Annotated in this window: 25 protein-coding genes and 1 tRNA gene; 7 read left to right on the forward strand and 19 right to left on the reverse strand. The window is 66.3% G+C overall.

The features are described from left to right. Window positions 1–285 precede the first annotated feature (285 nt). Window positions 286–1,023 carry a uracil-DNA glycosylase gene (locus tag OH799_RS20050; protein WP_406266271.1) on the forward strand — a complete coding sequence of 246 codons (738 nt, stop codon included), beginning with the start codon at window positions 286–288 and terminating at the stop codon, window positions 1,021–1,023. 29 nt (window positions 1,024–1,052) lie between these two features. On the opposite strand, the gene OH799_RS20055 is transcribed toward OH799_RS20050, so the two are convergent. The 6 genes from OH799_RS20055 to OH799_RS20080 all read right to left on the reverse strand — a co-directional run bounded on the left by OH799_RS20055 (window position 1,053) and on the right by OH799_RS20080 (window position 5,923). After that, entirely contained in the window at window positions 1,053–1,286 is a 234-nt protein-coding gene (locus OH799_RS20055; protein WP_357270869.1) for a hypothetical protein, read from the reverse strand. Window positions 1,287–1,722: 436 nt separating this feature from the next. Then, window positions 1,723–1,911: a ferredoxin gene (locus OH799_RS20060; protein WP_406266275.1), complete on the reverse strand. Its 189-nt coding sequence runs from the start codon at window positions 1,909–1,911 to the stop codon at window positions 1,723–1,725. After that, complete coding sequence (locus tag OH799_RS20065) at window positions 1,908–3,377, reverse strand: cytochrome P450 (protein WP_406266277.1); 1,470 nt, start codon at window positions 3,375–3,377, stop codon at window positions 1,908–1,910. Before OH799_RS20065 ends, OH799_RS20060 begins: the two co-directional genes overlap by 4 nt. 87 nt (window positions 3,378–3,464) lie before the next feature. Next, a complete protein-coding gene (locus OH799_RS20070; RefSeq protein WP_406266280.1) occupies window positions 3,465–4,109 on the reverse strand; it encodes a TetR/AcrR family transcriptional regulator in 645 nt (214 codons plus the stop codon). Window positions 4,110–4,340: 231 nt separating this feature from the next. Then, window positions 4,341–4,892 carry a DUF4254 domain-containing protein gene (locus OH799_RS20075; RefSeq protein WP_406266283.1) on the reverse strand — a complete coding sequence of 184 codons (552 nt, stop codon included), beginning with the start codon at window positions 4,890–4,892 and terminating at the stop codon, window positions 4,341–4,343. A 227-nt stretch (window positions 4,893–5,119) separates the two neighbouring features. Next, entirely contained in the window at window positions 5,120–5,923 is an 804-nt protein-coding gene (locus tag OH799_RS20080; protein WP_406266286.1) for an alpha/beta fold hydrolase, read from the reverse strand. A 587-nt stretch (window positions 5,924–6,510) separates the two neighbouring features. Between OH799_RS20080 and OH799_RS20085 the strand changes: the two genes are divergently transcribed. Beyond that, window positions 6,511–7,761: a GAF domain-containing protein gene (locus OH799_RS20085; RefSeq protein ID WP_406266289.1), complete on the forward strand. Its 1,251-nt coding sequence runs from the start codon at window positions 6,511–6,513 to the stop codon at window positions 7,759–7,761. A 131-nt stretch (window positions 7,762–7,892) separates the two neighbouring features. On the opposite strand, the gene OH799_RS20090 is transcribed toward OH799_RS20085, so the two are convergent. Beyond that, window positions 7,893–8,822, reverse strand: coding sequence for an LLM class flavin-dependent oxidoreductase (locus OH799_RS20090; RefSeq protein ID WP_406266292.1), 930 nt, complete (start codon window positions 8,820–8,822; stop codon window positions 7,893–7,895). Between the two features lie 79 nt (window positions 8,823–8,901). Continuing rightward, entirely contained in the window at window positions 8,902–9,894 is a 993-nt protein-coding gene (locus tag OH799_RS20095) for an aldo/keto reductase (protein ID WP_406266295.1), read from the reverse strand. Window positions 9,895–10,380: 486 nt separating this feature from the next. Here OH799_RS20095 and OH799_RS20100 point away from each other — a divergent pair, with 486 nt between their 5' ends. Further along, window positions 10,381–10,851 (forward strand): MarR family winged helix-turn-helix transcriptional regulator, encoded by a 471-nt coding sequence (locus OH799_RS20100; RefSeq protein WP_406266297.1) that lies wholly within the window; start codon window positions 10,381–10,383, stop codon window positions 10,849–10,851. A 296-nt stretch (window positions 10,852–11,147) separates the two neighbouring features. Here OH799_RS20100 and OH799_RS20105 read toward each other — a convergent pair. The 5 genes from OH799_RS20105 to OH799_RS20125 all read right to left on the reverse strand — a co-directional run bounded on the left by OH799_RS20105 (window position 11,148) and on the right by OH799_RS20125 (window position 15,721). Then, window positions 11,148–11,223 (reverse strand) — tRNA-Ala (locus OH799_RS20105). Between the two features lie 89 nt (window positions 11,224–11,312). After that, the gene (gene glpR, locus OH799_RS20110; protein ID WP_406266300.1) at window positions 11,313–12,431 is read right to left on the reverse strand and encodes a gephyrin-like molybdotransferase receptor GlpR; all 1,119 of its coding nucleotides are present in this window, start codon (window positions 12,429–12,431) and stop codon (window positions 11,313–11,315) included. Window positions 12,432–12,703: 272 nt separating this feature from the next. Further along, window positions 12,704–13,354, reverse strand: coding sequence for a GNAT family N-acetyltransferase (locus OH799_RS20115; protein ID WP_406266304.1), 651 nt, complete (start codon window positions 13,352–13,354; stop codon window positions 12,704–12,706). Window positions 13,355–13,366: 12 nt separating this feature from the next. Continuing rightward, complete coding sequence (gene glp / locus OH799_RS20120; protein WP_406266307.1) at window positions 13,367–14,623, reverse strand: gephyrin-like molybdotransferase Glp; 1,257 nt, start codon at window positions 14,621–14,623, stop codon at window positions 13,367–13,369. Window positions 14,624–14,764: 141 nt separating this feature from the next. Next, window positions 14,765–15,721 carry a UTP--glucose-1-phosphate uridylyltransferase gene (locus tag OH799_RS20125; RefSeq protein ID WP_406266310.1) on the reverse strand — a complete coding sequence of 319 codons (957 nt, stop codon included), beginning with the start codon at window positions 15,719–15,721 and terminating at the stop codon, window positions 14,765–14,767. Between the two features lie 67 nt (window positions 15,722–15,788). Between OH799_RS20125 and OH799_RS20130 the strand changes: the two genes are divergently transcribed. From OH799_RS20130 to mscL, 4 genes are all read left to right on the forward strand, one after another. Next, window positions 15,789–16,397 (forward strand): 5-formyltetrahydrofolate cyclo-ligase, encoded by a 609-nt coding sequence (locus tag OH799_RS20130; protein ID WP_406266313.1) that lies wholly within the window; start codon window positions 15,789–15,791, stop codon window positions 16,395–16,397. A 69-nt stretch (window positions 16,398–16,466) separates the two neighbouring features. Next, a complete protein-coding gene (locus OH799_RS20135; protein WP_406266316.1) occupies window positions 16,467–16,778 on the forward strand; it encodes an FmdB family zinc ribbon protein in 312 nt (103 codons plus the stop codon). An 86-nt stretch (window positions 16,779–16,864) separates the two neighbouring features. Next, window positions 16,865–17,527: an SAF domain-containing protein gene (locus OH799_RS20140; RefSeq protein ID WP_406266319.1), complete on the forward strand. Its 663-nt coding sequence runs from the start codon at window positions 16,865–16,867 to the stop codon at window positions 17,525–17,527. 127 nt (window positions 17,528–17,654) lie between these two features. Next, window positions 17,655–18,059 carry a large conductance mechanosensitive channel protein MscL gene (mscL, locus tag OH799_RS20145; RefSeq protein WP_406266322.1) on the forward strand — a complete coding sequence of 135 codons (405 nt, stop codon included), beginning with the start codon at window positions 17,655–17,657 and terminating at the stop codon, window positions 18,057–18,059. 76 nt (window positions 18,060–18,135) lie between these two features. Here mscL and OH799_RS20150 read toward each other — a convergent pair whose 3' ends face one another. From OH799_RS20150 to OH799_RS20175, 6 genes are all read right to left on the reverse strand, one after another. After that, entirely contained in the window at window positions 18,136–18,807 is a 672-nt protein-coding gene (locus tag OH799_RS20150; protein WP_406266325.1) for an MspA family porin, read from the reverse strand. 431 nt (window positions 18,808–19,238) lie between these two features. Then, a complete protein-coding gene (locus OH799_RS20155; protein ID WP_406266328.1) occupies window positions 19,239–19,910 on the reverse strand; it encodes an MspA family porin in 672 nt (223 codons plus the stop codon). Between the two features lie 66 nt (window positions 19,911–19,976). After that, entirely contained in the window at window positions 19,977–20,651 is a 675-nt protein-coding gene (locus OH799_RS20160; protein WP_357270814.1) for an MspA family porin, read from the reverse strand. Between the two features lie 732 nt (window positions 20,652–21,383). Beyond that, window positions 21,384–21,878, reverse strand: coding sequence for a MogA/MoaB family molybdenum cofactor biosynthesis protein (locus tag OH799_RS20165; RefSeq protein WP_357270904.1), 495 nt, complete (start codon window positions 21,876–21,878; stop codon window positions 21,384–21,386). A gap of 101 nt (window positions 21,879–21,979) precedes the next feature. Further along, window positions 21,980–23,401, reverse strand: a complete 1,422-nt coding sequence (locus OH799_RS20170) for a S1C family serine protease (RefSeq protein WP_406266331.1) — start codon at window positions 23,399–23,401, stop codon at window positions 21,980–21,982. A gap of 348 nt (window positions 23,402–23,749) precedes the next feature. Continuing rightward, on the reverse strand, window positions 23,750–25,204 hold the full coding sequence (locus OH799_RS20175; protein ID WP_406266334.1) for an ATP-binding protein: 1,455 nt from the start codon (window positions 25,202–25,204) through the stop codon (window positions 23,750–23,752). Window positions 25,205–25,213 lie beyond the last annotated feature (9 nt).

The raw sequence follows: 25,213 nt of genomic DNA on the forward strand, positions 1-25,213 counted from the left end.
CGGACCGAGTGGTACCGATCACATGTCCGGCTCGTTATCCGCCGACGCCACCCCCGCCGAACTGGACAGATGACCGATGGATGCGATCCAGTCCGATTGAAAAAGAGCCGATCGAGCCGCGCTAGGTGATGCATAGTGAGCATGATGGTCCGACTCACCGATCATGTGGCAGCACAGCTACCACCGAACGGAGTCTTATGCAGGACAGCCGGAGCCGCACCACCCTGATCACCGGAGTGCGACCGCACGCGGCGTACAACCACCCTGCCCTCATGCCGAGCTGACATGTGCCGCACTATCGCCGAACTCGACGCCGCGGTCGCGGACTGCTTCGCCTGCCCGCGGCTGGTTGCATGGCGTGAGTTCGCCGCCAGGGAGAAACGCGCCGCCTTCCGGAACCAAACCTATTGGGGTCGTGCCGTTCCCGGATTCGGACCGGCGGAGGCACAGATGCTGATCGTCGGTCTGGCGCCCGCCGCGCACGGCGGCAACCGGACCGGGCGCATGTTCACCGGAGACCGCAGCGGCGACGTGCTCTTCGCCGCGCTGCACGCCGTAGGCTTGGCCAACCAGCCGACGGCCACCAGCATCGACGACGGGCTGCGGCTGTCCGGCGTGCGGGTCACCGCCCCGGTGCACTGCGCTCCACCGGGCAACAAGCCGACCCCCGACGAGCGGGACCGCTGCCGTCACTGGTTGGACACCGAATTATCTCTGCTGACACCGACATTGCGCTCGGTGGTGGTGCTCGGGGCGTTCGGCTGGCAGGCACTGCTCCCGGTGCTGGCCGACACGGGCTGGCTCGTGCCGCGACCGCGACCGCGGTTCGGCCACGGAGCGCACGTGGAACTGGCCCCGGTCGACGTCGACCGGGCGCCGCTGCACCTGTTCGGTTGCTATCACGTGAGCCAGCAGAACACCTTCACCGGGCGGCTCACACCGGCCATGCTCGAGGCAGTGCTCAGCGACGCCGCTGCGGCCGCGGGGATCGGCGGACATTCCGCGCCCCCACCTCGTCGGTGAATCCTTCAGACCAATGCCACTCCTTCGGCCTAGACGTGGTCCACCAAGGCTGGGTGTCCCGCCTCGTGAGCGCAGTGCGCGCAGCAGAAATAGTCTCCACTCGCCTCGACGCCGTGCCCGAGGATCCGGCAAGAGCAGTGCGTGCACACCGGGGCGAGCGCGGTGATCGCGCATTCGAAGCTGTCGAAGATGGCTGATCGGCCGTCACGGGTGATCGTGAACGTCTTGTCGTACTCGTTTCCGCAGGTGTCGCAGGTGGCCATGGGGCATCACCTCTCCTCTCGAATCGATTGACAGCCAGTCCCGCTTCGCGGTACCCACAGGTGACGGTGCGAAACGAACGCGGAAGAAATGACGACGCCCGCTCGGCAGCGCGCTGGGCGCCGTCGAGGCCGACGTGGACACACCGATCGACCCGGCATACCTTCGTCGGGAACGGCTACCTCGGCCTACGAGTGCCACTATGCGGCATCGGCACGCCGCGACCGGCGAAATGAACGACCGGGCGCCGCTCTGCACACCCGCCTGCGATGGTGCCTGCATCGCCGGGCCGCACACCCCTACCCCGCTGTCGCGGACGACCGCGAAGTCGCCGTGGCCATCGCGAATGGTCCGCGCTGCCTGGATGGGCGTCGACCGTGCCGACCCGCCGTCCCGACCGACAACCTCGCCCGCCGCATGTCGGTCGGCAACGGGATCTCATCCCAGCCGTAGCGCCTGGACCGGGCAGGTGTCGACGGCGAGTTCGATCACTGCGTGACCCGACGCGGACACCGCATCGGCAAGCGGAACGACGATCCCGTCGTCGCCGACCCGGAATACATCGGGTGCCAAGGCTTCACACATGCCGTGCCCCTCGCAGATCGCGCGGTCGGCGATGACCTTCATCGGGCGATCCGTTCCAGGTGAATCGGCAGTCCATCAGCGGGCGTAGGGCCGGTTCCTGCGACCAAGGGCACCCGGTAGCCGTCGGAAATGCTCCAGCGATAGTTCAACAACATCTGGTGCACAAGAGCTTTCACAGTCATCGCGCCGAAGTAGAGGCCGATGCATTTGTGCGCGCCACCACCGAAGGGAGCCCATGCGAAGCGGTGCGATTTGTCCTCACGGCGGTCGTCGGCGAAACGCTCCGGGTCGAAGACATCCGCATCGTGCCAGTACTCGTCGGTGCGCATGATGGCGTACGTGCCGCTCAGGACGAGCGTCCCTTTCGGCAGAAAGTAACCGAGAAGCTCGGTATCCCTGAGGGTTTCGCGCACCTGCTGGGCCACCGGCGAATAGATCCGCAGTGCCTCCTTGAACGCAAGGTCCAGCGAGGGCAGGCGATCGAGATCGTCGTAGTCGAGCGAAGGCTTCCCCAGCGCGACGGATTCGGCCCGCAGCCGATTCTGCCATTCGGGGTGCCTGGCGAGTTCGTAGACCAGCATGGACGCGGCGATGGTACTGGTGTCGTGCGCGGCCATCATCACGAAGATCATGTGCTCGACCACCTCGACGTCGGTGAAGGTATGTCCCTCCTCCGTGGTCGCCCGGCACAGCACGCTGAACAGATCGTTGCCTTTGCCCGCACGTTTCTTCGGTAGCTCACGGCGTAGGTATCTCTCGAGCGTTCGCCGCCCGCGCAAACCGCGGGCCCACACACCACCCGGCATGTTCGTCCGGATCAGCGCCGCTCCACCGCGCACCGCGTCCTCGAAGGCATGCTCCAACCGAGCGGCCTCCCTGCCGAGTTCGGCGCCCGCGAACACCTCCGTGGCCTGCTGGAGCAGCAGTTTCTTGATCGCGCTGTACACGCGGAAGTCGCTGCCGGGCCGCCAGCCCGCGATCGCGCTGGTGATGCGCGGGGTGGTCAGATCCAGGTAGCCGATCAACCGTGGCCTGGTGAAAGCCTGCTGCATGATGCGCCGATGGAACAGATGCTCGTCGAAATCGCGGAGCAGGAGCCCACCGCGGAAGAACGGGCCGATCAGGAAGTCCCAACCGCGCTGCGCCGACAATGCCTTGTTCCGGTCCATCATGACCGCCTCGAGCCCCTCCGGACTGCCGATCCCGACCACGCGGCGACCGAGCAGCCCGAACCACTGGATCGGCCCCCACTGATCGAATCTCTTGCGTGAGAATTGAATCGGATCAGCCAACGCATGCAAGGTGTACCCGATTCCGGGAAGACCGAAGTCTCCCGACACCGGTTTCAGTCCGCTACCCGATGGCGGCTCGGCCAGCGGCCGCGCTGAGACGGGGTAGCGCTCGGCCAGCCGCGCACCGGCCCGCTGCGCGCGCCAGGCCAACCTGGCCCGCGCCTGGCGGACACGGTCGGCAACCTCGTTGATCGTCTGGGGCACAAGAAGATTCATAGCCTTCATCCCTACGCGATACTGCGAACCCCTCGACCATATCGGAAGCTATCCTCACCGTGGCGATGATCGATCGACTGCCCGCGCTCACGGGACGGCCTGCTGGTCCCGCACCAGAGTCGTGATCAAAGACATCAGTGGCTCGCGCAGACCCGGCAGTGCGGCACAGTCGCCCGTGACAATGCGGTTGGTCGCCAAGGAGACGACCGCGCCGATCACCGCCTCGCTCACCAACCGCGGATCGGTCCGGGTCGCGCCGAGCACCGCGGCGAATCGGTCCACCACCACCGCCTGCGTCGCCAGTCGCCGCTCCAGCACAGCCGTTCCCGCCGCGTACACCTCCACCAGGAAGACTTTCGCGACCTCCGGCTCCTGCGCCAATGTCGAGAAATACGCGTCGAGCGCGCGGGCGATGCGCTCGAGCGGAGCGCCGCCGGCCCCCAGCGCGGCCGCGGTGCGCGTCATCACGATCTCGACGGCCAGGTCGTAGGCGGCGAGGAAGCACGCCTCCTTGTTCGCGAAATGCTGATAGAAGGTCATCCGAGAGACCTCGGCCCGCTTCAGTACATCCGCCACCGTCGCCGCCGCGTATCCCTTGGCGGCGGCCGCCTCGATCATCGCCACCAGCATGCGCCCGCGCTGCGCCGCCATGACATCTTCCGGCGCGATCCCATGATTGCCGCCGTGTAGTTTCCCACCGGCTCGCGCCTTCAGCAACGATCCTCGCTCCACACATCCGATGCTAGGCATTCGCGCGAGTCGAGCCGGGCCGGAACCGGCGAACTGCGCGAATTGTCCGGAAGCGATCGGCCCGGGATTCGAGCAGATGTCTCTGCCGAGGGCACTGGCGTCATCAACGCCGCCCAGCGGTCGATAGCCTCCACCCAACGCAACCGCGCCCGGTCGATCTCGTCGGTCTCCCCGGCTGGCCGGCGCAATCGTGCCTCGTGCAGCTCCGCGAGTTCACCAGCCACGGTCAGGATCGGGTTGCCGCCCTTGGGCCGGCCTCGGCACGCCTCCAGCAACGAATCTTTGCCCGGCAGCATGCATTCGTGACGCTGCGCGGTCACCGGCCCTCCCCGCCGGTACCGGCAGTCTCCGCACCCCGTCGACGACCTGCGCGGCCAGATCGTTGTATCCGTCGACCAGCTCGGCCAGTCGGAACCAGGCGGCGTGGACACGAGGATCTCCGGCGTTCGTGCAGGTCATGAGCATGGCATCGGCATGAACCTGGGCATCGGCGATGCGATCGATCACCGATCCGAGCGTCTCGGTATGCAGTGCCACACCCTGGTGGTGCTGCGGTACCTGCTGCTCGGTCCACACGTCGATCGCATGCACGAGAGAGCCACGCTCACCACCATTCTCGGGCGCGACGACCGCTTCCTCGCGGGCGAGCATGGCCGCGCGATGCACGCCGGCGAGCAGGCACGCCCACCGCGCCAACGGATGGTCACCAACGCGATCACCGCGGATGGCCCGCAGCAGCTCCGCACCGGACAACAACGGTTCCATCCGGTCCACTATCGTTCGTTGCGGCGGAGCGTTCATTTCCCGAATACCCTTGCCGTTGCCGTTGCCGTGATGACAGTTTCCGTTTCGGCACCGCGAACGCCTGGAGAGATGATGGTGGCCATGGTTCCTCATTGATGATCTCGGGTACGGTACCGGCATCGGCCTCCTTTGTGCGTCTTTCCACCGGAATGCACGCAGCGAGGCCGTGGGAGGCTTTCATGCCTATTTCACAGAAACGCGGCGAGAGCCTTGTTGAAGCGCTCCGGTTCCTCGGAGAACGGGGCATGACCACTTTGCTCGAATGGCACCGCCTCCGCATTCGGAAGCTGCGAGGCAAGCCATTCGGCGAGTGGGCCCGGGAATATCTTGCTTTGTGCGCCATAGATCAGCAGTGCCGGTACCGTAACCTCGGGCAGTACCGGCCGGAAATCGGCGAAGGCCATGTCGTACCAAATCGCGCATGCCGCCGAAGTCGACATCTTCGTCGTCTCCGCATACACAGCGTCGATGACCTCGCCAGGCGGTGTTTCGGCGAAGCAGGCGGCGATGAACGGCTTGATCACCGACGGGCGGGCGTGCTTCACCGCCTGAACGAACACTGCGAGGTCGCTCTCGGTATAGCCCCCTTGGAGCGGGAAGTCCCAGCCCCGCCCGCTGAGGAAACGCGGTGACTGATCGACGAAGGCCACCGATCGCAGCTGCCCGCATCCGAACTGTCCCACGTACGCGAGTATCACCGCGGTGCCCATCGACCAGCCCACCAGGCACACGTCATCGAGCGCGAGATGCCGCAGCAGGCTCCGGATGTCACGCGCGTACTGCGCCAGGGTATGGCCGTCGTCGGTCTTCCCGGAAGCACCGTGCCCGCGAAGGTCCACAGTTATCACACGATTGCCCTCCGACAGTGCAGGGACGTTCTGCGCCCAGAAGGTGGTGTTCATCGTCCAGCCGTGAATAAGCACGACGGGACGACCGGCACCGTGATCCTCGTAGTACATCGGCACGCCATCCGGCAGTTCCAGGTAGGGCATCAATGACCTCCAGCTCGTGGAAAATTGTCTTCTCGTACCATGGCGTGCCCGCCGTCACCGGCCAAGGCGGCCGGGAGGGGTTGCGTACACGTTGCACGAGACCAATTGGTTGCGGAGGGATAGCAATGAGGTAGCCGGCCGCGACCTCAGGACCACATAGTTGAATGGACAACTGCTTGCCACTGCCGGATCGGAGAGGTTGCCCAAGCGCTCGGATACCGAAGCCGAATTCCCATTGTTCTGGCGTGATGCGCGAACCTACCGGCTTACTCACATTGCTGCAGAGAGAGCGTGTCTGCGGCGATCACCCGATTACCAGACTGCGCGCGGTCGCGGTTGCCGAAAAGCCCGAAATGTGGCTTTCATTGTCCAGCTGTGAATCATTGGAAGCGCCTTGCTCACATGGCATGCCTGCCGTCGCAAAGCAAGGCGGAAACGTGGGGTTGCATAAACGTTGCAGCGATGACGTCGCCGTTGCAGCGAAATTGCAACGGGGTTAAGCTCTTTCGACGCCGTGAACGATTCAGCGGGGAAGACCGGCGGGACAATCCCGAGCCGACTGGCATGACACGAGGCAGACGCGGTTGGTGACGAGGCAGACACGGTTGGTGCGTGCGGACGTACGCGCCTCATGGGATCGTGCGCAACGCTGGGGTCTGCATCCCGACCGGCATCTCCCGGAAGTGGGTTTGGCTGAAGACGAGGTTCGCACCTGGCGCCGCGAACATCAGATGGCCAGCATCTGGCCGACGCTGTTCGCGAGCCTGGAGACCGCGGCGTCGATGCCGGGCCACGTGTTGTTCGGTGCCGACGCCGACGGCCATCTCCTCTGGATCCATGGCGATTCCGACGCCCGCCATGTGGCGGAACGGGCAAACCTCGTCCCAGGAGCACGCTGGCACGAAACCGAAGCGGGCACCAATGGTGTCGGCACCGCCCTGGCCCTCGGCAGACCCTTCCAAGTCCGCGGCACCGAGCACTACCTGTCCGTTGCCGCGGACTTCACCTGCACCGCGGCCCCTATCCGGGACCCGGCCACCGGTTCGGTGATCGGAGTCGTCGACATCACCAGCAAACTGCGCAACACGAGTTCGCTTGCGCTGCCGCTGGTCACGACGGCAGCCCGCCTCGCGGAGGCGCATCTGCGTGACCTCGTCCGGCAGCGTGATGCGGAATCACGCATTCGTTACCTCGACCGCGTCCTCAACCGTGTCGGCGGCCACTGTGCCCTGTTGTCGGAAGAGGGACGATTGCTGCATGCGGCGCCTTCGGGGTGGCTTCCCGCCAAGTGGCCCGCACCGATGATAGAGGGAGTAACCAGACTGCCCGATGGACGTCGGGTCGTCGTCGAACGACTGTCACCGGGCGGCCCGTTCTCCGTCTACGCACTGCCGAACGACGTTTCAGGCGACCTAGCCCCACGAGTGAGCGCGCTGGGTCGTGACCGCGCCGTGCTGTGGATGGACGGGATCGCCCACGAACTCAGCCTCCGGCACAGCGAGCTGGTAGTTCTCCTGCTGGCCAACCCGGACGGACTGACCGCGGCAACCTTGGCCCGAGAGCTGTACGGCAGCGCCGGAAAAGAAGTGACGGTCCGAGCGGAACTCGCACGGCTTCGACGAATTGTCGGGTACCGCCTGTCCTCGGATCCCTACCGCCTCGACAGCCGAATCGGCACCGATTTCCAGCAGCTGGAGGCAGAAGTCGCCAAGGGCCTCCTGGGCGATCTTCATGGCAGATACTCGGGCGAGTTACTACCGGCATCACAGGCCCCTGGTGTTCGGCGGTTGCGGGAGCGACTCCGTAACCAGCTGGCGTCCAGCGGCTCGGCGGAGTAGTCAGTTCCGGGGCGGACCATCGCCGGCAGGCATGTGAGCCGCGCTGGCACAGTAACGCGATCACAAGGCCTTGCCGACACTCCTGATTCGACGTGAAAGGACAGTGTGGCGACGATGCACGACCAGTCCAGTCAGGTAGGAATACGGCTCAACCCCTCCTTGGCGAGCGCCGCACGAACGGCCGGGACGATCTCGCCGCCCCACCGCTGCAAGGAGTCCAGATCCTGCGTACCCCCCTCGGGCGAGAAAAGGATGAATCCTGAGGCATCGTGGTCGAGCACGGCGCCGGTCAGTTCCTCGACCCACTGGTCTACGGAGCCGCCGATCCAACGACCCTCGTTGTCACGCGTGGCCAAGAGCGGTCGGTCGGTGATCCGACCGGGGAAGTTGAATACCGTGCGGACTTCCCGTGGTTGGCGGCCTGCCGCTGCCGCGGCCTCATCGATGATCGGGCGCGAATGCCGGTACCTCGCACTGAGCCAGTCCGCTGCGTGTCCGGGGATCCAGCCATCGGCGACGCGTCCGGTAGCGGCCAGCGATTTCCCGCCGACGGACCCGGTCCACACCGGCGGTGCGGCGACAGGCGCGGGCTCGATCCGGTCCAGCTGGTAGTGGCGTCCTCGGTGCGTGATCGCGTTTCCACCCCCAGACAGTTTCCGGATCACGGTGATCGCCTCTTCGAACGCCTCGACGGCCTCGCCCGGTGACAGCCGCGGCACGCCCATGGCGGCGATGCGATCCCACAACCCGCCCGCTCCCATGCCGACGACGATGCGGCCGCCGGACAAGGCCGACAGTGACGTCACTGTCCGGGCCAGCATCGGTGCGGGGCGGGTGGGCAGGTTGGTGACGTTTGCTAAACCCGAGATTCTTTGTGTACCACCGAGAATAAACGCAATGGCGGCATAGGCGTCCAGGCGTTCACCGATGTAAGGGTGATCCGACAGCGAGAAGATGTCGAGTCCGTCGTTGTCGGCCTGTTGCGCCATCCGCAGCAGCTGTGGCCGGTCGTCGATGCTGCTGTGCGCTCCGAAACCGAATATGACTTCTGGCCTGTTCACGGGTACTGCCTTTCGTTGCAAGAAGGTCGGTCGATGGTGAGGTCCTCTGCCCACGGTGCGGGTGCGCGGACGGGCATGGTCACCAGGCATAGGCCTCGGGCGCGGGCTTCGCGCCGTTCAGGCCGGGTGGCGGAAACAGTTCGTCGAGCTCGGCGAGCGTTCCGGCGTCGAGCCTCACGTCGAGTGCTCGCACGGAGCTTTCGACCTGTTCGATGGTGCGGGGGCCGATGATCGGACCGGTGACGCCGTCCTGCGCGAGCAGCCACGCCAGTCCGACATGAGCGGGATCCACGCCGATCAGCGCGCACAACTTCTCGTATGCCGCGATGGTTTCCCGGTGTTCGGCCACGGTTGCCACCGACCGCCCGGAGCTGCCGCGAGCGGATCTGCCGTCAAGCTGTTTGCGCAGGACCCCGCCGAGTACTCCAGCGTTCAGCGGCGACCATGCGATGACGCCGATACCGTAGTCGCGTGCCGCGGGCAATACTTCCAGTTCGATCCAGCGGTTCATCAGGTTGTAGATCGACTGCTCGCTGACCAAGCCGAGGAAATGCCGCGTCCGCGCGGCCTCCTGTGCCTGCGCGATGTGCCAGCCGGCGAAATTGGATGAGCCGAAGTAGAGCACCTTGCCCTGCTGACGCAGTACGGTGAACGCTTCCCAGATCTCCTCCCAGGGCGTGTTCCGGTCGATATGGTGCATCTGGTACAGATCGATGTGGTCGGTTTGTAGCCGTCGCAGGGAGGATTCGCAGGCGCCCATGATATGGCGCGCGGACAGTCCGCCGTTGTTGGGCCACTCACCTGTCGGGAGATAGACCTTGGTGGCCAGGACCGTTTTGTCCCGCCGGCCGCCGCCGCGCTCGAACCAGCGGCCGATGATCTGCTCGGTGACTCCTCCAGCTGGTCTGGCGCCGTAGACGTCGGCGGTGTCGAAAAAGTTGATGCCGTGCTCGTGTGCGGAGTCCATGACGGCGTGACTGTCTGTTTCGGAGGTTTCCGGCCCGAAGTTCATGGTTCCCAGAACGAGTCGGGACACCGATAGCCCACTGCGACCGAGGCGGGTGTATTCCATTGCGTGTCAAGCCTTTCAGACTGCGGTCGGACCGAACTGTTCGGTGAACCGTCCGGTGCGCAGATCGGCGCCCCTACACTGGGCGACCGTCGCGGCGTCCACCGGGGACGCCCGTCCGGACCTGGGAACTGTCCGACGTCACCGCGTAACGAGAAATTATGTTCGTAGTACGAACCATATTAGTTCGTACTACGAACCGCAAGTCCGATCGCGGCCACGATCTGGACGAGGTCGCGATCCCGGCGTGAAGGTCGCCGCGATCTCGGGTGACCGCCCGGCAACCCAGACTTTGCTCGGCGTCGTGACGCTCGCGCGGCTCGGCACGAAGTTCGAAGTCGACGCCGTCGCCAGCCGAGGCTGAACGCACGGTATCCAGCAGGCGTGGCCCGTCACCCCGCCCGCCCGCTGTATCCGCGGGTGTCCGTCCAGAAATGCGGTGAGACCAAGTAGTTCGCCCCACGAACTGAGCACGGTAGACTTTGCGATATGGGCAGACACGCAGACGGAATGAGCGTAGTCACCGGACTGGTGAGATCGGCGTTTCTGGTGAATGCCGTGTACGCCGAATCCGGACGTGAATACGGGCTCACCCCACAACAGGGCCAGCTGCTTTGCGTACTGATGGCGCGGCCATACGGCATGGGGGAACTCGGGTCGCTGCTCAACCTGGCCAAATCCAGCCTCACCGGCATGGTCGACCGCACCGAACGCAACGGCCTGCTCCAACGCGAGCCGGGCGAGCACGACGCGCGCTCGGTACGAGTCGCCTTGACTCCCAAAGGCCGCGAACTCGCCGAAGACTTCTACACCGAAACCTGCCGCCGAATCGACCAACTTTCCGCAGGCCTGACTCCCGCCGAGCGGGACGCGCTGACAGACCTACTCGGCCGCATCGTGGTCGACAACAAGGCCCCGGTCGTGTTCATGGAGTACAACGAGGTCCCCTCCACCATCTAGATGTTCGGGTCATGACGTTGGCGTCCTGATCCAATGCTCCCGGGAGTCGGTCGATCCGATCACCACCCTCGGCGTAGGAATCCGCTTGCGCCTTTGCTCGATGTCTCGAGTATGCGGGTGGGTCGAGGGTTAGAGGCCGCTGGCTGCCAATCGTGGGCTGCGCTCCCACACCGCCTGTCCGCGATACCCCTCCCCCAACCACCCACCGACCCCAACACCCACACATGAACAAACCCCAACCGGAGGAAGACCGCCGGTCAGGGCCTCATAGAAAAATGTTCACGCAATGACAAGCTTGGTGGAGCTAAGGGGAATCGAACCCCTGACCTTCTCGATGCGAACGAGACGCGCTACCAACTGCGCTATAGCCCCGTGCGGCTCCGGGGAACCGCGCTGTGACACTGTATCAGGCCACCGGTGGAGTCTCCGAATCGGTGGGCTGAACTGCCCGGATGGTGGTGCTACTCGCCCGCGGCGCGGCGGATGTCGCCGCTGGTGCGGGTGCGCAGGGCGCGGGCGGCGGCGGGGTCGAAGGGGTCGAGGTGGTCGAACATGGGGTCATCGTCATCGGGCTCCACGAGTGCGGAGCGGCGGCGGAGGGCACGCGCGGTGTCGCGGTCCATGCTGCTGTGCGGTACGCGGGCGCCGGCTTGGCGTGGGCGGTGACCTGCGTCGCCGAGCTGCTGGCTGCGGGAGAGGCGGGCGGCCCGCCTGCGGCGGATCTCCTCTTCCATTCGCACCTGCTTGCGCAGATAAGCGAGGTAGCCCACCAGCACGACCGTGGCGAGCCCGGAGGCCCACCACAGCAGCGGGGTGAACACGACCGCGAGGGCGCCGCACAGGATGGCCGCGAGTACGAGGCCGAGCACGGCACGCTGGCGGAAGGTGTAGCGGGCCGCGCGGGCGATGGCGTCGGCCTCAGGGTCGAAACCGCCGCGGCCGCGGCGCGTGGGAACGAATTCGGGGTCGTCCGAATAGGTTTCGTCGTCTTCGTCGTGGGTCTGGCGGGCCGGCGCGGTGGAGCGCGCGGGCGGGATTCTCGCCGCGGTCGATTCGGGGTGGTATTCGCCCACGCCGTCATCATCGGTCGCCGCGTCGTTCCGCGCAGCGACTTCGGCGGCTTCGTAGTCATCCGACTCGTAATCCGCCGATTCGTAATCCGACTCGTAATCCGCCGACTCGTCGTCCGATTCGACGGACTCGAGGTCTGCGTCGGCTGCCTCGATGTCATCCGATTCGGCGTCAGCGATGTCGAATTCCGCGGACTCGGCGGCCGCGGTGGTGTCTTCCTCGTCAGCCTCGGTGACGGGCTCGTCGGCCGGTGTTGTCATCCGGTCCTCCGCATCATCGCTGTGGGAATACTTTCTCGGTACGCGGCGGGGCCGCCAGTTCGGGTCGGTTTCATGCCCGGCAGCCGGGCCTTTTCTGAGACGTCGTTTGCCGCCGCCACGGTGCAGGACCCTGGTCGCCAGCGCGGCGTCGGTGGTCCGGCGGATTCTCGGGTGGCGGTCGGCGAGAATCGGGAACAGGACGAAGACCCAGAGCACGACCAGACCGATCCACAGGATCGAATTCGGCATCTCGGTCAGCACCTCCGTCCCCGCCTGGATTTGTCCGGCTCGGCCCGCGAGCGGTGCGTAACACGCCCCGCGTCCCTCCGGTCTCCATCCGACGCAGCGGCTGGACGCCGGTCGCCTCGCAGGCTCCCTGCCGATGGCACAAGACGCACCATCGACGTCCGTAGGCTAATTCCGGGTAGCGGCAAGATCCGGCAGGCGCGCCGTGCACATCCGCCACATCCGTCACATTCCCACCACTCTCATCGCGCCTCGGGAACACTGGCGCGCCGGGTTCACAGCAGGCTGGCCCGCCCCTCCCGAACCAGCCGGTCCAGGACCGTTCCGGCCACCTCCTCGACGGTCAGGCCGACCAGCAGGTGATCCCGCCACGCACCGTCGACGTCGAGGTAGCGCCGCAGCAGCCCCTCCTCCCGGAACCCGACATTGCGCAGCACCGCCTGGCTGGCCATATTCTCCGGTCGCACGGTCGCCTCGACTCGGTGCAGACCGACCGGTCCGAAGCAATGATCGAGGCCGAGCGCCAGCGCCGCGGTCGCCACCCCCTGTCCGCTGAGGTCCTTGGCGACCCAGTAGCCGATCCAGGCCGAGCGCAGCGCACCGCGCATGATATTTCCGATGGTCAGCTGCCCGCTGAACGCGCCGTCGACCTCGATCACCAACGGGATCATCGCGCCACGCCGCGCCTCCGCCTTCAGGCTCGACCACAGCGAGGGCCAGTTGGACGCGTGGTTGCGCGCCTCCCAGGCACCGCGACCGGTCGGCTCCCACGGCTCGAGATGTGCCCTGTCGCGCAAACGAATTCGGCTCCACGCCGCCGCGTCGCGCAGCCGCACCGGACGCAAGGTCACCTGTCCCGCCGCGACACCCACCGGGCCGAGTCGCGCGGGCCACCCCGGATGCTGCGTGGCCCGGAAGACGTTCATCGCTTCCACGTCTCAGCCACGCTGTGCGAGAAAAGCGACCTGGACCTCGTCGCCGGTGCGAATCTCGATGTCTTCCGGGTCTATCACGATCAGGCTGTTCGCCTCGGCGAGCGTCGCGAGCAGGTGCGAGGACGAATTCGTGGTGCCGAGGGGCTGCACCAGGTAATCGCCGGTCGCCTCGTCGCGCATGAGCTGTGCACGCAGATACCCCTTGCGCCCGGCCATGGAGTTGATCGGCGTGATGGTCCTGGCGTGGATGACCCGGCGCATGGGATGCCTGCGCCCCAAAGCGATTCGGATCAGCGGCCGCACCATCACCTCGAAGACCACCAGCGCGCCGACCGGGTTGGACGGCAGCAGAAAGGTCGGCACCTCGTCGCGACCGAGCTTGCCGAAACCTTGCACCGATCCAGGATGCATGGCCACGCGGGTGATTTCGAGTTCCCCCAGGCCTTCGAGCGCCTCACAGACCTGCTCGGAGGCCCAGCCGCCGACCGCACCCGCGATGACGACGACCTCGGAGCGCACCAACTGCCCCTCGACGACGTCGCGCAGTCGGCGCGGATCGGAACTCACGATGCCGACGCGGTTCACGTCCGCGCCGGCGTCCCGCGCGGCCGCGGCCAGCGCGTAGGAGTTCACGTCGTAGACCTGTCCCGGGCCGGGTGTGCGATCGATGTCGATCAACTCGCCGCCGATCGAGATCACCGACAGCCGGGGACGCGGGTGCACCAGCACCTTGTCCTGCCCGACCGCGGCGAGCAGACCCACCTGGGCCGCACCGATGATGGTTCCCGCGCGCACCGCGACGTCGCCCGGCTGCACGTCGTCGCCGATGCGCCGCACGTAGTCGCCGGAGCGTACCGGCTCGTACACCTTGATTCTGGACCGCCCGCCGTCGGTGAAGTCCAGCGGAAGCACGGCGTCGGCGAGGGTGGGCATCGGCGCGCCGGTGTCCACCCGAACGGTCTGACGCGGCTGCAGCCGAATCGGCTGACGCGATCCGGCCACCACCTCGCCGACGACGGGGAGCGTCAGGTCGACGAGATCGCCGTCCTCATTGCGGATGTCGGCTCCCGCGGAGGCGACGTCGACGCTGCGCACCGCGTAACCGTCGATCGCGGCCTGATCGAAGCCGGGCAGCGGCCGCTCGGTGACGACATCCTCGGCGCACAACAGCCCCTGGGCCTCGGAAATCGCGACCCGGACCGGCCGAGGCGCGACCGCCGCCGCGGTCACCTTGATCTGCTGATCCTCAACCGAGCGCATCCAGCCCTTCCTGATCCTCTCCGCACTCCATCCGACTCCGCCACATCGTGATCGCGCGGCGCACCCGCGTTCGCGCGCACCGCGGTGAACCCTCATTCGTACCCGACGGTCCACGCTCGGCGAAACCCGACCGAACCGTCGTCAGTCGTAGGTCGTCAGCTGCGGATCCCAGTCCGGACCGAGGCGGTGCTGCAGCCACTCCCGTAGGGCGGGGCCGTATTCCTCACGTTCCAAAGCGAAATCGACCGCAGCACGAAGATAACCGCCCGGGTTGCCCAAATCGTGGCGCGACCCACGGTGCACAACGACGTGAACCGGATGTCCCTCGGAGATGAGCAGTGCGACGGCGTCGGTGAGTTGCAGCTCGCCGCCGGCGCCGGGCTCGATGCGGCGCAGCGCATCGAAGATGGCGCGGTCCAAGAGGTACCGGCCGGCGGCGGCGAAGGTCGAGGGCGCCTCGGCGAGGGCAGGCTTCTCCACCATTCCGTTGACGCGCAGCACATTCGGGTTCACGGCGTCGGGCACCGTCGCGACGTCGAACACACCGTAGGCGCTGACCTCGTTCTTCGGTACGTCGATGGCGCACAGCACCGTTCCGCCGCGCTTGCGGCGCACCCGGCTCATCACGTCGAGCACACCGCAGGGCAGCACGAGATCGTCCGGCAGCAGCACCGCGATCGCGTCCTCGTCGTCATCGAGGACCTTCTCCGCCTGGGCGACCGCGTGGCCGAGTCCGAGCGGCTCCTCCTGCACGACGGAGGTGACGTCGAGCAGTCCCGGCGCCTTGCGCACCTTCTCCAGCAGGTGGAACTTGCCGCGCTCGGCCAGCGTGCTCTCCAGCACCAGGTCTTCGACGAAGTGCGCGACGACGCCGTCCTTGCCCGGGGAGGTGACGATCACCAGCCGCTCGGCGCCCGAGCTCGCGGCCTCGGTGGCGACCAGTTCGATACCCGGGGTGTCCACCACCGGGAGGAGTTCCTTGGGCACTGTCTTGGTAGCGGGCAGGAACCGTGTTCCGAGCCCGGCCGCGGGCACCACGGCCGTGCGGAAGCACGACACCAACGCGGTGTCACCAGGCTGTCCGGCCTTTGCTGTCATGCGCATACCCTATCCGTCCATCACGCCGCCGGAACGGCATCGCGCCGACCCGGCACCCGGTGAGCCTATGGTGATCACTGTGGAGATGCCCGGCCAGCGCGACAAACATGCATGGCGCGCCGAACTGGTCGCCCGGCGGGCTGTGGTGAGCGCCACGGAACGGGAGCACGAGGCACTCGAATTGGCCGCGGCGGTCGGTACGCTCGGCGCGCGGGAGTGGGTATGCGCGTACGTGCCGGTCGGGCTGGAGCCTGGGTCGACGGCGATGCTGGAGGCCTTGCGGGCGGGCGGTGCGCAGGTAATGCTGCCGGTCACCGGCCCGCCCGGACCGCTGAGCTGGGCCGAGTACACCGGCGGGGAGACACTGCGCCGGGCGCGCTATGGGCTGCTGGAACCAACCGGCGCGGTGCTGCCGCCTGCCGCTGTCGGCCGGGCCGAGCTGATCCTGGTCCCCGCTCTCGCGGTCGACCGGCGCGGCGTCCGCCTAGGACGCGGCGCGGGCTACTACGACCGAACCCTGTCGGCCGCACGCTCCGACGCCCGGTTGGTCGCGGTGATAAGGGACGACGAACTCGTCGAGCGACTGCCGGAGGAACCTCATGATCTGCGCATGGGCTGGGTCCTCACTCCGCGCCACGGACTGCGACGACTGGGCGGCGATGTGGCCGCGGAATGAAACATCGATTGGCGGTGTTGGCACTGTCGGCTGTAGAGTGCCAGATTGACGAACCCGCGGGAGGATCCTGTGCCAACTTACTCGTATGCGTGCACCCAGTGTGATAACCGCTTCGACATCGTTCAGTCCTTCTCCGACGAGGCACTGAGCGTGTGCTCGGAGTGCTCGGGGAAGCTGCGCAAGCTGTTCAACTCGGTCGGCATCGTCTTCAAGGGCAGCGGCTTCTACCGGACCGACAGCCGCGGCGGCGGCTCCACCGCGAGCGACCCCGCCAAGTCCGACAGCGGCTCGGGCAGTTCGTCCTCCGATTCCAGTTCGTCCTCCGATTCCAGCTCGTCGAGCGGCTCCTCCGCCTCGACCAGCACCGCCGTGGCCAGCTGATTCGACGGTTTTCCACAGGCATTCCACTATCCACAACCCGCCGTTCTCCCGCCGGGTCGGCCTGCACCCGGCCATAAGATCCGGCCATGACTCGCGCACTCGCCGACCTCGGCCGGGGCGGCTGGCACCCGGCGTGGCAGCGCCCATCCTGGGCTGACGCCCTGCTCGCTCGACGGCTGCTCGCCGCCGCTCTCGCCGTACTCGCAGCATTCCTTTTCTTCCGCGGCGACCCTGGCGCCGAGCGAACGACGGTCATCGTCGCAGGCCGGGATCTGACGCCGGGACGCCTCCTGGAAGCGGGCGATCTGCGCTCGGCGGCGCGCGAAGCGAGCACACTGCCCGCAGGCACGGTGGCCGATCCGACCGCGCTGATCGGTGCGACACTGACCGGCGCCATGCATCAGGGCGAAGTCTTCACCGACCTGCGCGTCGTCGGTCCACGGCTGGCCGCGGCAGCGACGGGCGCGCGAGACGCCAGGATCGTACCGATCCGGCTGGCCGATACCGCGGTCGCCGAAATCCTGCGCGCGGGCGACCGAGTCGACGTGGTCGGCGCCGAGGAATCGAATGGACCCGGCACCCGACCGGCCAGAACCCTGGCTGCCGATGCCTCCGTCATCCTGGTCTCCAGCCCTGGCGACGGGCGCGGCGCCGCCGAACGCGTGGTGCTTGTCGCGATGGACGCCGAACATGCGACCGCCGTAGCCGTCGCCTCGCTGCGCACGGCGCTCACCGTCGTCTTCCATTGACCGAGGACATACCGATCAGTCAAGTTAACCCGCAATTTGCTATGTAGATCATCTAGCATCTGAAATACCGGCAGGCGGGACCGCCGAGCACAACTGGTCAGCTCCACACGAAGAGGAGACATCGGCAATGCTCAAGGGTTTCAAGGAGTTTCTCTTCCGCGGAAATGTCATCAACTTGGTGGTTTCCGTGGTCATAGGCATTGCGTTCGTCGCGATCATCACCGCGTTCACGAATGCCGTCATCAATCCGATCCTCGCCGTCTTGTACGGCAATGACGAGAAACATATCGGTTTCTGGCTGGTTGCCGACAACCCGGAGACGTTCGTTCAGATCGGTCCGATCATCACGGCTGTGCTCAACTTCCTCATCATCGCCGCAGCGCTGTACCTCATGCTCGCGCTCCCCGCGACGCACCTGAAGAAGCGGTTCAGGCCCGACGACACCACACTCACCGATTCGGAGGTGCTGATTCAGATCCGCGATCTGCTCACCGAGAGCCAGACCAGCGGGGGCGGACGGCACGAGTTCTGAAATTCCTGCGCCGCAGGAGGCAACGGGCCCGTCGCGATAGCGACGGGCCCATTCGCATGGGGGTGGCGTTCGGCGCTCAGCCGAGGCTGAACGGCGCTCCCCACAGCGTCACCCAGGTGATGACGTTTTCGGTCTCCACTTCGACGCTGACGAATGCCCGCGCCTGCGCATAACCACCACAGCCGGACAGACCGATGGTCTCGTCCGCCCAGGTGACCGAGCCACTGTCGCCCCTGAACCGGATGCGCTTCTTGTGCGACTCGTTGCCGAAGTCGTCCGACTGCTCGAGATCGAGCACGTAGAACGACCTGGCCTGGCCGGGGCCGAGCGACAGATTGCCGCCCGTGTTCGCCCCGGCACTCGGCCGCACGTTCCGCCCATCGTTCCAGTTGACACCGCCGTCGACACCGCCGGTGGCACCGCCGCCCGCGATATTGACCTGACAACCCACGGTATAGCCGGGAAAGATGGACCCGCCTGCCGCGCCGGACAACTCGACCTGAGCACTACCGGACACCCACGCGTTGCGGTGCACCGGCGTCGCGCCGAGAGACGGGCTGATGGCGGCGGACTCACCGACCAGACGAATCGTCACCACGGTGCCGTCGGACAGCGTCTTGGTGACCTCGCCGCCCGGCAGGGGGACGAAGGTGTCGGCGTTGGCCGGGCCGGTCGACAGCAGGCCCATAGTGATGACCGCAGACGCGCACAGCCCGGCCGCGCGCGCCAGCTTCGTACGATCGATCATGACGTCGTTACCCTTCGAGGATTGAGTTCGCTTCAGCGAAAAGAGATTTCACAGATACTACCGACGTCGGCCGATGCTGAACGCATCCCGTCGAGGGTGTCCGAGCGACGGGTAGATCAGGGCGCGTCGACAGCTGCCCGCCCCAGGCGCTCGAGGCGAACATGTCCCGCCAGAGCCGACAGCACTTCGAATGTTCTCTCCGCCAAGTGATCTGCGTGGGATCCCTTTTTTCTCGAAATTTCGGGCAAACAGTGACATACGGTGTCAACCGGACTTTTCGGGAACTTCGAGCAAGTTGTGTCGAAACGCAAGCGATGCCGTTAGCATCGCGGGTGATGTTCTGTGGCAATCGTTTTCACATGGAAATGGGCCCGTCGCAGCTGCGACGGGCCCATTTCCTTGGTGCTCGCGGGTCTTTCACCCGCGTTCGATCAGCCGAGGCTGAAGGGCTGACCCCACAGCGTCACCCAGGTGATGACGTTGTCGGTCTCGACCTCGACGCTGACGAACGCCCGTGCTTGCGCGTAGCCGCCACAGCCGGACAGGCCGATGGTCTCGTCGGACCAGGTGACCGAGCCACTGGTGCCCTGGAAGGCGTTGCGGGTCTTGTGCGCCTCGTTGCCGTAGTCGTCGGGTTGCTCGAGATCGAGGACGTAGAAGGACTTCGCCTGGCCGGGTCCGAGCGCCAGGATGCCGCCGGAGTTGGCGCCGACGCCGCCGGTGACATTCTGGCCGTCGCTCCAGTCCATGTTGCCGTCGACACCGCCGACGGCACCGCCACCGGCGATGTTGACCTGGCAGCCCACGGTGTATCCGGGGAAGATCTTGCCGCCGGCCGTGCCGGACAGCTCGACCTGGGCGCTACCGGACACCCACGCGTTGCGGTGCACCGGCGTGTCGCCCAGGGACGGGTTGATGTTGGCCGACTCGCCGACGAGGCGAATCGTCACCACGGTGCCGTCGGACAGCGTCTTGGTGAGCTCGCCGCCCGGCAGGGGGACGAAGGTGTCGGCATTGGCCGCACCGGTGGAGAACAGGCCCATGGCGATGGTGGCAGCGGCGCCGACACCGGCCATCCGTGCCAACTTCTTACGGTTGATCATGCTTGGTACCCCTCGAGGGTTGAGTCCGCTTCAGCGGGAAGATCGTTCGTGTGGATTCGACAGACGTCAGCCGATGCTGAAGGGCATCCCATAGAGGGTGGTCTTCGAGTAGTGGTCGCCGATGATCTCGACAACCGTGTAGGCACGTGCCTGCGCGTAGCCCGCGCAGCCCTGGATCTGGATCTCGGCGTCCTGGTACTCGACGGAGTAGACACCCGGCTTGAGGATGTCCTTGTAGTCGATCTGAACGAACTTGACCTCACCGGGGCCGAGGTTGAGACCGATCGAGCCACCGGCGCTGGCACCGCTGAGGTTGACGCTACCGGACACACCCGCGGAGATCGCATCGTCGGCGATGCTGACCTGGCAGCCGACGACGTAGCCGGTGCTCAGCTGAGACGCGCCGTGGGTCGAGGAGTTGTTGGTACCGGGGCCCCCGGCCGGACCGTTGTTGGGTCCGACGGTGCCTTCCGGCGTGACGGAGACATCGGCAGCGGCGTTGCCCGACACCCAGACGACGCGACCAGCGCCGTTTGCGGCCATAGAGGGCGAAATAAGGGCACGCTCTCCCGTCCGGGTAATCGTCACGCCAGGCCCCGCCTTCTGGCCGTCCGGCAACGGCACGAAGGTATCGGCGTTGGCAGCACCGGTCGAAAGCAGGCCCATGGCAACGGCCGCGGCAGCGCCGATGCCCGCGACGCGGGCACCGCGGCGCACACCAATGGTGCGGTTCTCGCTCATACTTCCCCTCATCAGGTTTAAAACAATCAACCTCGACCATCGAGGCTGGACAGTGGTCCTCTCAGGCCCAGCTCAGTGTGTCGCTCCTTTGTTGCCGACATGTAACCAGCTGTAATTTCGGCGCGACGGCCCAGGTGGCAGTGGAACCGAGCCGGGTCCCGCCAGGCCGCCACGCACGCGCGGTACCCAAGCCTTCGGGGTCCAGTGGTGGTGACTCGATGGCGAACATTAAACGCTCGGTAACCACACTGCAATGTGAGCTTTCATAATGTTCAACGTGACGTAGATCACAGTTGCGAACATCTGAATATGGTTTGACGTGCATAGATAAAAGACTGGTACCCCGAGGCGGACACATTCAATCGGGAATCAACACAGAAGTGCCAGTGATCAGATGCGACACAGGGTCGAAAAGATTTCACCGCAATTACTTTGATTCGGAAGTAATCTCGGGCCGATCACGACATCGGGAGCGCGCAAATACGTAGCAACTACGTAGATAACTGGCTCAACCGTGATGCGGAGGCACCTGAGCGCGCAGCCAGTCATCGGAGGACCGGCCGTCGCCGCGGTCGTCGCCGCGGTCGTCGCCGCGGTCGTCGCCGCGGTCGTCGCCGCGGTCGTCGCTCGTGGTCTCGGGGAGAGCGTCACCGAAAATTTCGGCGAGACGCGCAGCATCCCTCGCCCGGCGGGCCGCCGGGCGAGGGTCGTCGGAGGGGGTGGCAGCCGCGATTATTCGACCAATCCGGACAGCTCACCGATCACCTTGCTGGCGAGCGGCCCGAGCGTGGCCATACCGTCGCGAATCGCGGAACGAGTGCCAGGCAGATTGACCACCAACGTGCTGCCGGATACGCCTGCCACCCCACGGGACAGACCGGCGTCCAGCGAACCCGCGACCCGGCCGGAGGAGCGCAGCGCCTCACTGATTCCCGGCAGCTCACGGTCGAGTACTTGCGAGGTGGCCTCCGGCGTGACGTCGCGCGGGGACATGCCTGTGCCGCCGACCGAGATCACCAAGTCGACACCGCCGATCACCGCGGTGTTGAGCGCGTTGCGGATCTCCACCTCATCGGCCTGCACCGACACCGACGCGTCCACGAGGAAACCCGCCTCGGTGAGCAGCTCGGTGACCAGCGGGCCGAGAGAGTCAACACCTCCATGCGCCGTTCGATCGTCGACGACCACCACCAGAGCACGCCCCGCCACAGGAGCATCGATTTCCATGCTGCTCACCGTAGCGCCTGCGTCGAACAGCTCGGCGGCCGCGCCGAGAACGTCGGCGTCGACCTCGACCAACGGGGCTCGCCCACCGGGCAGCACTCGCATCATCGGCCACCGTCCGCGGGCGCGCCGGTGAGGGTGACCTCGACCGTCTTGGGGTTGTTGCCTTGTTCGTCGGTGTAGGTGATCTTCACCTTGTCTCCTGGTTGGTGGGAGCGGACCGCGGCGACCAGAGCATTCCCGGAATCGATCGGCCGGTCGTCGACCTTCGTGACGATCGAGCCTGCGGGGATACCCGCTTTGGCGGCCGGGCCGTCGGGCGTGGGCTCCAGCACCCTGGCACCGGTGACGGTGTCCTGCGGCCGGATCTTGATGCCGATCTGCGCATAGGTCGCGTGGCCGGTCTTGATCAGCTCGTCGGCGACCCGCCGGGCCTGGTCCACCGGGATGGCGAAGCCGAGGCCGATGGAGCCACTCTGCTGTCCGCTCGTCTCGTCGGCACCAAGGCTGGCGATGGCGGTGTTGATGCCGATCAGCTTGCCGCTGCCATCGACGAGGGCACCGCCGGAGTTACCCGGGTTGATCGCGGCGTCGGTCTGGACAGCGTCGATCACCGGCTGCACCGCCGTCGGGTTCTGGTCGCCCGCGCCCATGGTCGAGACCGGACGGTTCAGCGCCGACACGATGCCGGTGGTGACCGTGCCCGCCAAGCCGAGCGGCGAGCCGATCGCGATGACCGGCTGGCCGACCTGCAGGGTCGCCGAGGTGCCCAACTCGATCGGGGTCAGACCGGACTTGCCTGATACCTTGACGACGGCCAGGTCGGAGACCGGATCTGCGCCGACCAGCGTCGCAGGTGCGGTGCTGCCGTCGGAGAACCTGACCTCCATCTTGGCGTTCGGGCCGCCGCCCGCGGCCACGTGGTTGTTCGTCAGGACGAGTCCGTCGGAGGACAGCACCACCCCGGAGCCCTCGCCTTCCGCCCTGCTGCTCGCCACCTTGATCATGACCACGCTCGGCAGTACCTTCTGCGCGACCGCCTGGGTGGATCCGGCCGGGGCGTTGGAGACATTGCCGATATTCGGCTTCGGCGCGTCCAACGCGTTGGCGACCGGTGCACGGCCGTCATCGCCGCGGGTACTCAGCGCGCCGACCGCGCCGCCGAGGCCACCGCTGACCAGAGCGAGCGCTACGGCGCCGACGACGAGGCCGGTGCGGAACGGGCGGGGTGGAACGGCGGGATGGGCACCGTAGGCAGCACCCCTCGATGGGTCGAAGGGGGCGGCGTATTGCGGGCGCGGGAACTGCTGGGTCGGATCGTGCTGCGGCGGATAGTGCGCCTGCGGGCCATAACCGTGGCTGTGCGCCTCCCGCGGCTCGAATACTCCGCCCTGCGGCGCATCTCCGGTCGCACCACCGAACGGGGCGTCTGTCGGTGCGCCGTGGATCTGCTCGGGAGGCCGGTGGTCCTTTCCGGCGTTCGCCGTCCCCAGCTCCTCCCGGCGATCATTCGAATCCTCGGTCATGGACTCCTCGTTTCTGCTCACGTCTGCCCACCAGCTTGGCTACGACGACTGAGAACGGACTGAGACCGCGCTTTCAGTTCTCCGAGATCTGTCCGTGCGTCCCGGTGGCCGCACCGGACGAAAGTACGATACGCAGATCCGGAGCCACAGCCCCGATCGCGTTCCCCGCCTCGGCGATATGGCGACACCGCGTGGCGAAAGCAAATCTCGGGTCGATCCCTGAAATATCTTACTTTCGGTAAATATTGAATGCCCGACCTGACTCATTGCGGTAGAAATTGGCCACCCTCGACACTGCCGTTCCGCCGCGACGGGCTCGTGCAGACCGCCTGACGCGATTCGCCTTCGTCACTCGGACGCGGGTGCCCCGGCCTCGCCCGGCAGCACGATCCGGACCAATGTGCCACCGCGATCCGAGGTATCGATAGCAATCGTGCCGCCGTGTTTTGTCACCACCTGCTTTACGATCGCCAAGCCGAGACCGGAACCCGGTAGCGACCGCGACGACGTGGTCCGATAGAAACGCTCGAACACCAACTCACGCTCCCCCGAGGGAATTCCGGGACCGGCGTCATCGATGGTCAACTCGAGCAGACCCGGACCGGTCTCGCGCATACCGACGCGGACCGGCGCACCGATGGGGTTCCACTTCGCCGCGTTGTCGAGGACGTTGAGCACCGCGCGCTCCAGACCGGCATCGTGCCCATAGACGAACCATGGGCGCAGTTCCGCGACGAACTCGATTCCGGTCCGACGGCGCCGGGCGCGCTCCAGTGCGCGCTCCACCACCTCCCCGAGATCCACGCGCTCGAAGACGGTTTCCGGCGCGTCTTCGCGAGCGAGGTCGACCAGGTCTCCCACCAGCGTCGACAACTCTTCGATCTGGGCGATGACATCCGAGCGCAATCCGGCCATATCCTCGTCCGGTATTCGAGGCGCGCCCGGACGACCCGCTGCGATGAGCAGCTCCATATTCGTACGCAATGACGTCAGCGGCGTACGCAATTCGTGCCCCGCATCGGCGACCAGCCTGCGCTGCCGATCGCGCGACTCGGTCAATGCGCGCAACATGGTGTTGAAACTCTCGGTGAGTCGGGCGAGTTCGTCATCTCCGGTCACCGGGATCGGCGTGAGATCGTCAGTTCGCGCGACCCGCTCGGTCGCCGCGGTCAACCGTCCGATCGGGCGCAATCCGGTGCGGCCGACGGCAGTGCCTGCCGCGGCGGCCAACACGACACCGCAACCGCCGACCACGAAAAGCAACCAGGCGAGCCGGTCGAGCACCTCCCGGGTCGGATCCAGCCGCTGGGAGATAACCAACGTCGCACCGAGGTTGGTCCGGACAGCCAGCACGCGCTGGTTGCCGACCGTCCGCAGCGACGAACTCGCCTCGCCGTGGGCCACCGCGAGTTCCTGCGAGCCCACCGGCGGATCGGTCGATTGCGGCGGCGAATACGGCTTGAGGTCGGGAAAGATCAGTGCGATGCCGGTGTCGTTATAGAAAGCTGTGGCGACCATCAGATTCTGGATATTGAATCCGTACGGGTTACTGGCGATCACGGCGCTGGCCCGGTTACGCAGCTGGGCGTCAACGTCGGCGTACAACGCTCGCGCCACCAAGGCGTAGGCCGCGATCGAGGTCACCGCCACCGCGATCGCCACGACGGAGGCGGCGAGCAGGGTGACCCGCCAGCGCAGCGAGATCGAGCGGGTCAGCGGCATCGGCGGCCGCATGTCGGAGGGCTCGGGCGGTCGCTGGCCGAGCGCGGCGACCACAGGGTGTTTGGGAACTGTTCGTGCCATAACCGGCGG

The sequence above is a fragment of the Nocardia sp. NBC_00881 genome (assembly GCF_045207455.1).
In the GTDB taxonomy this organism is placed as follows: Bacteria; Actinomycetota; Actinomycetes; order Mycobacteriales; family Mycobacteriaceae; genus Nocardia.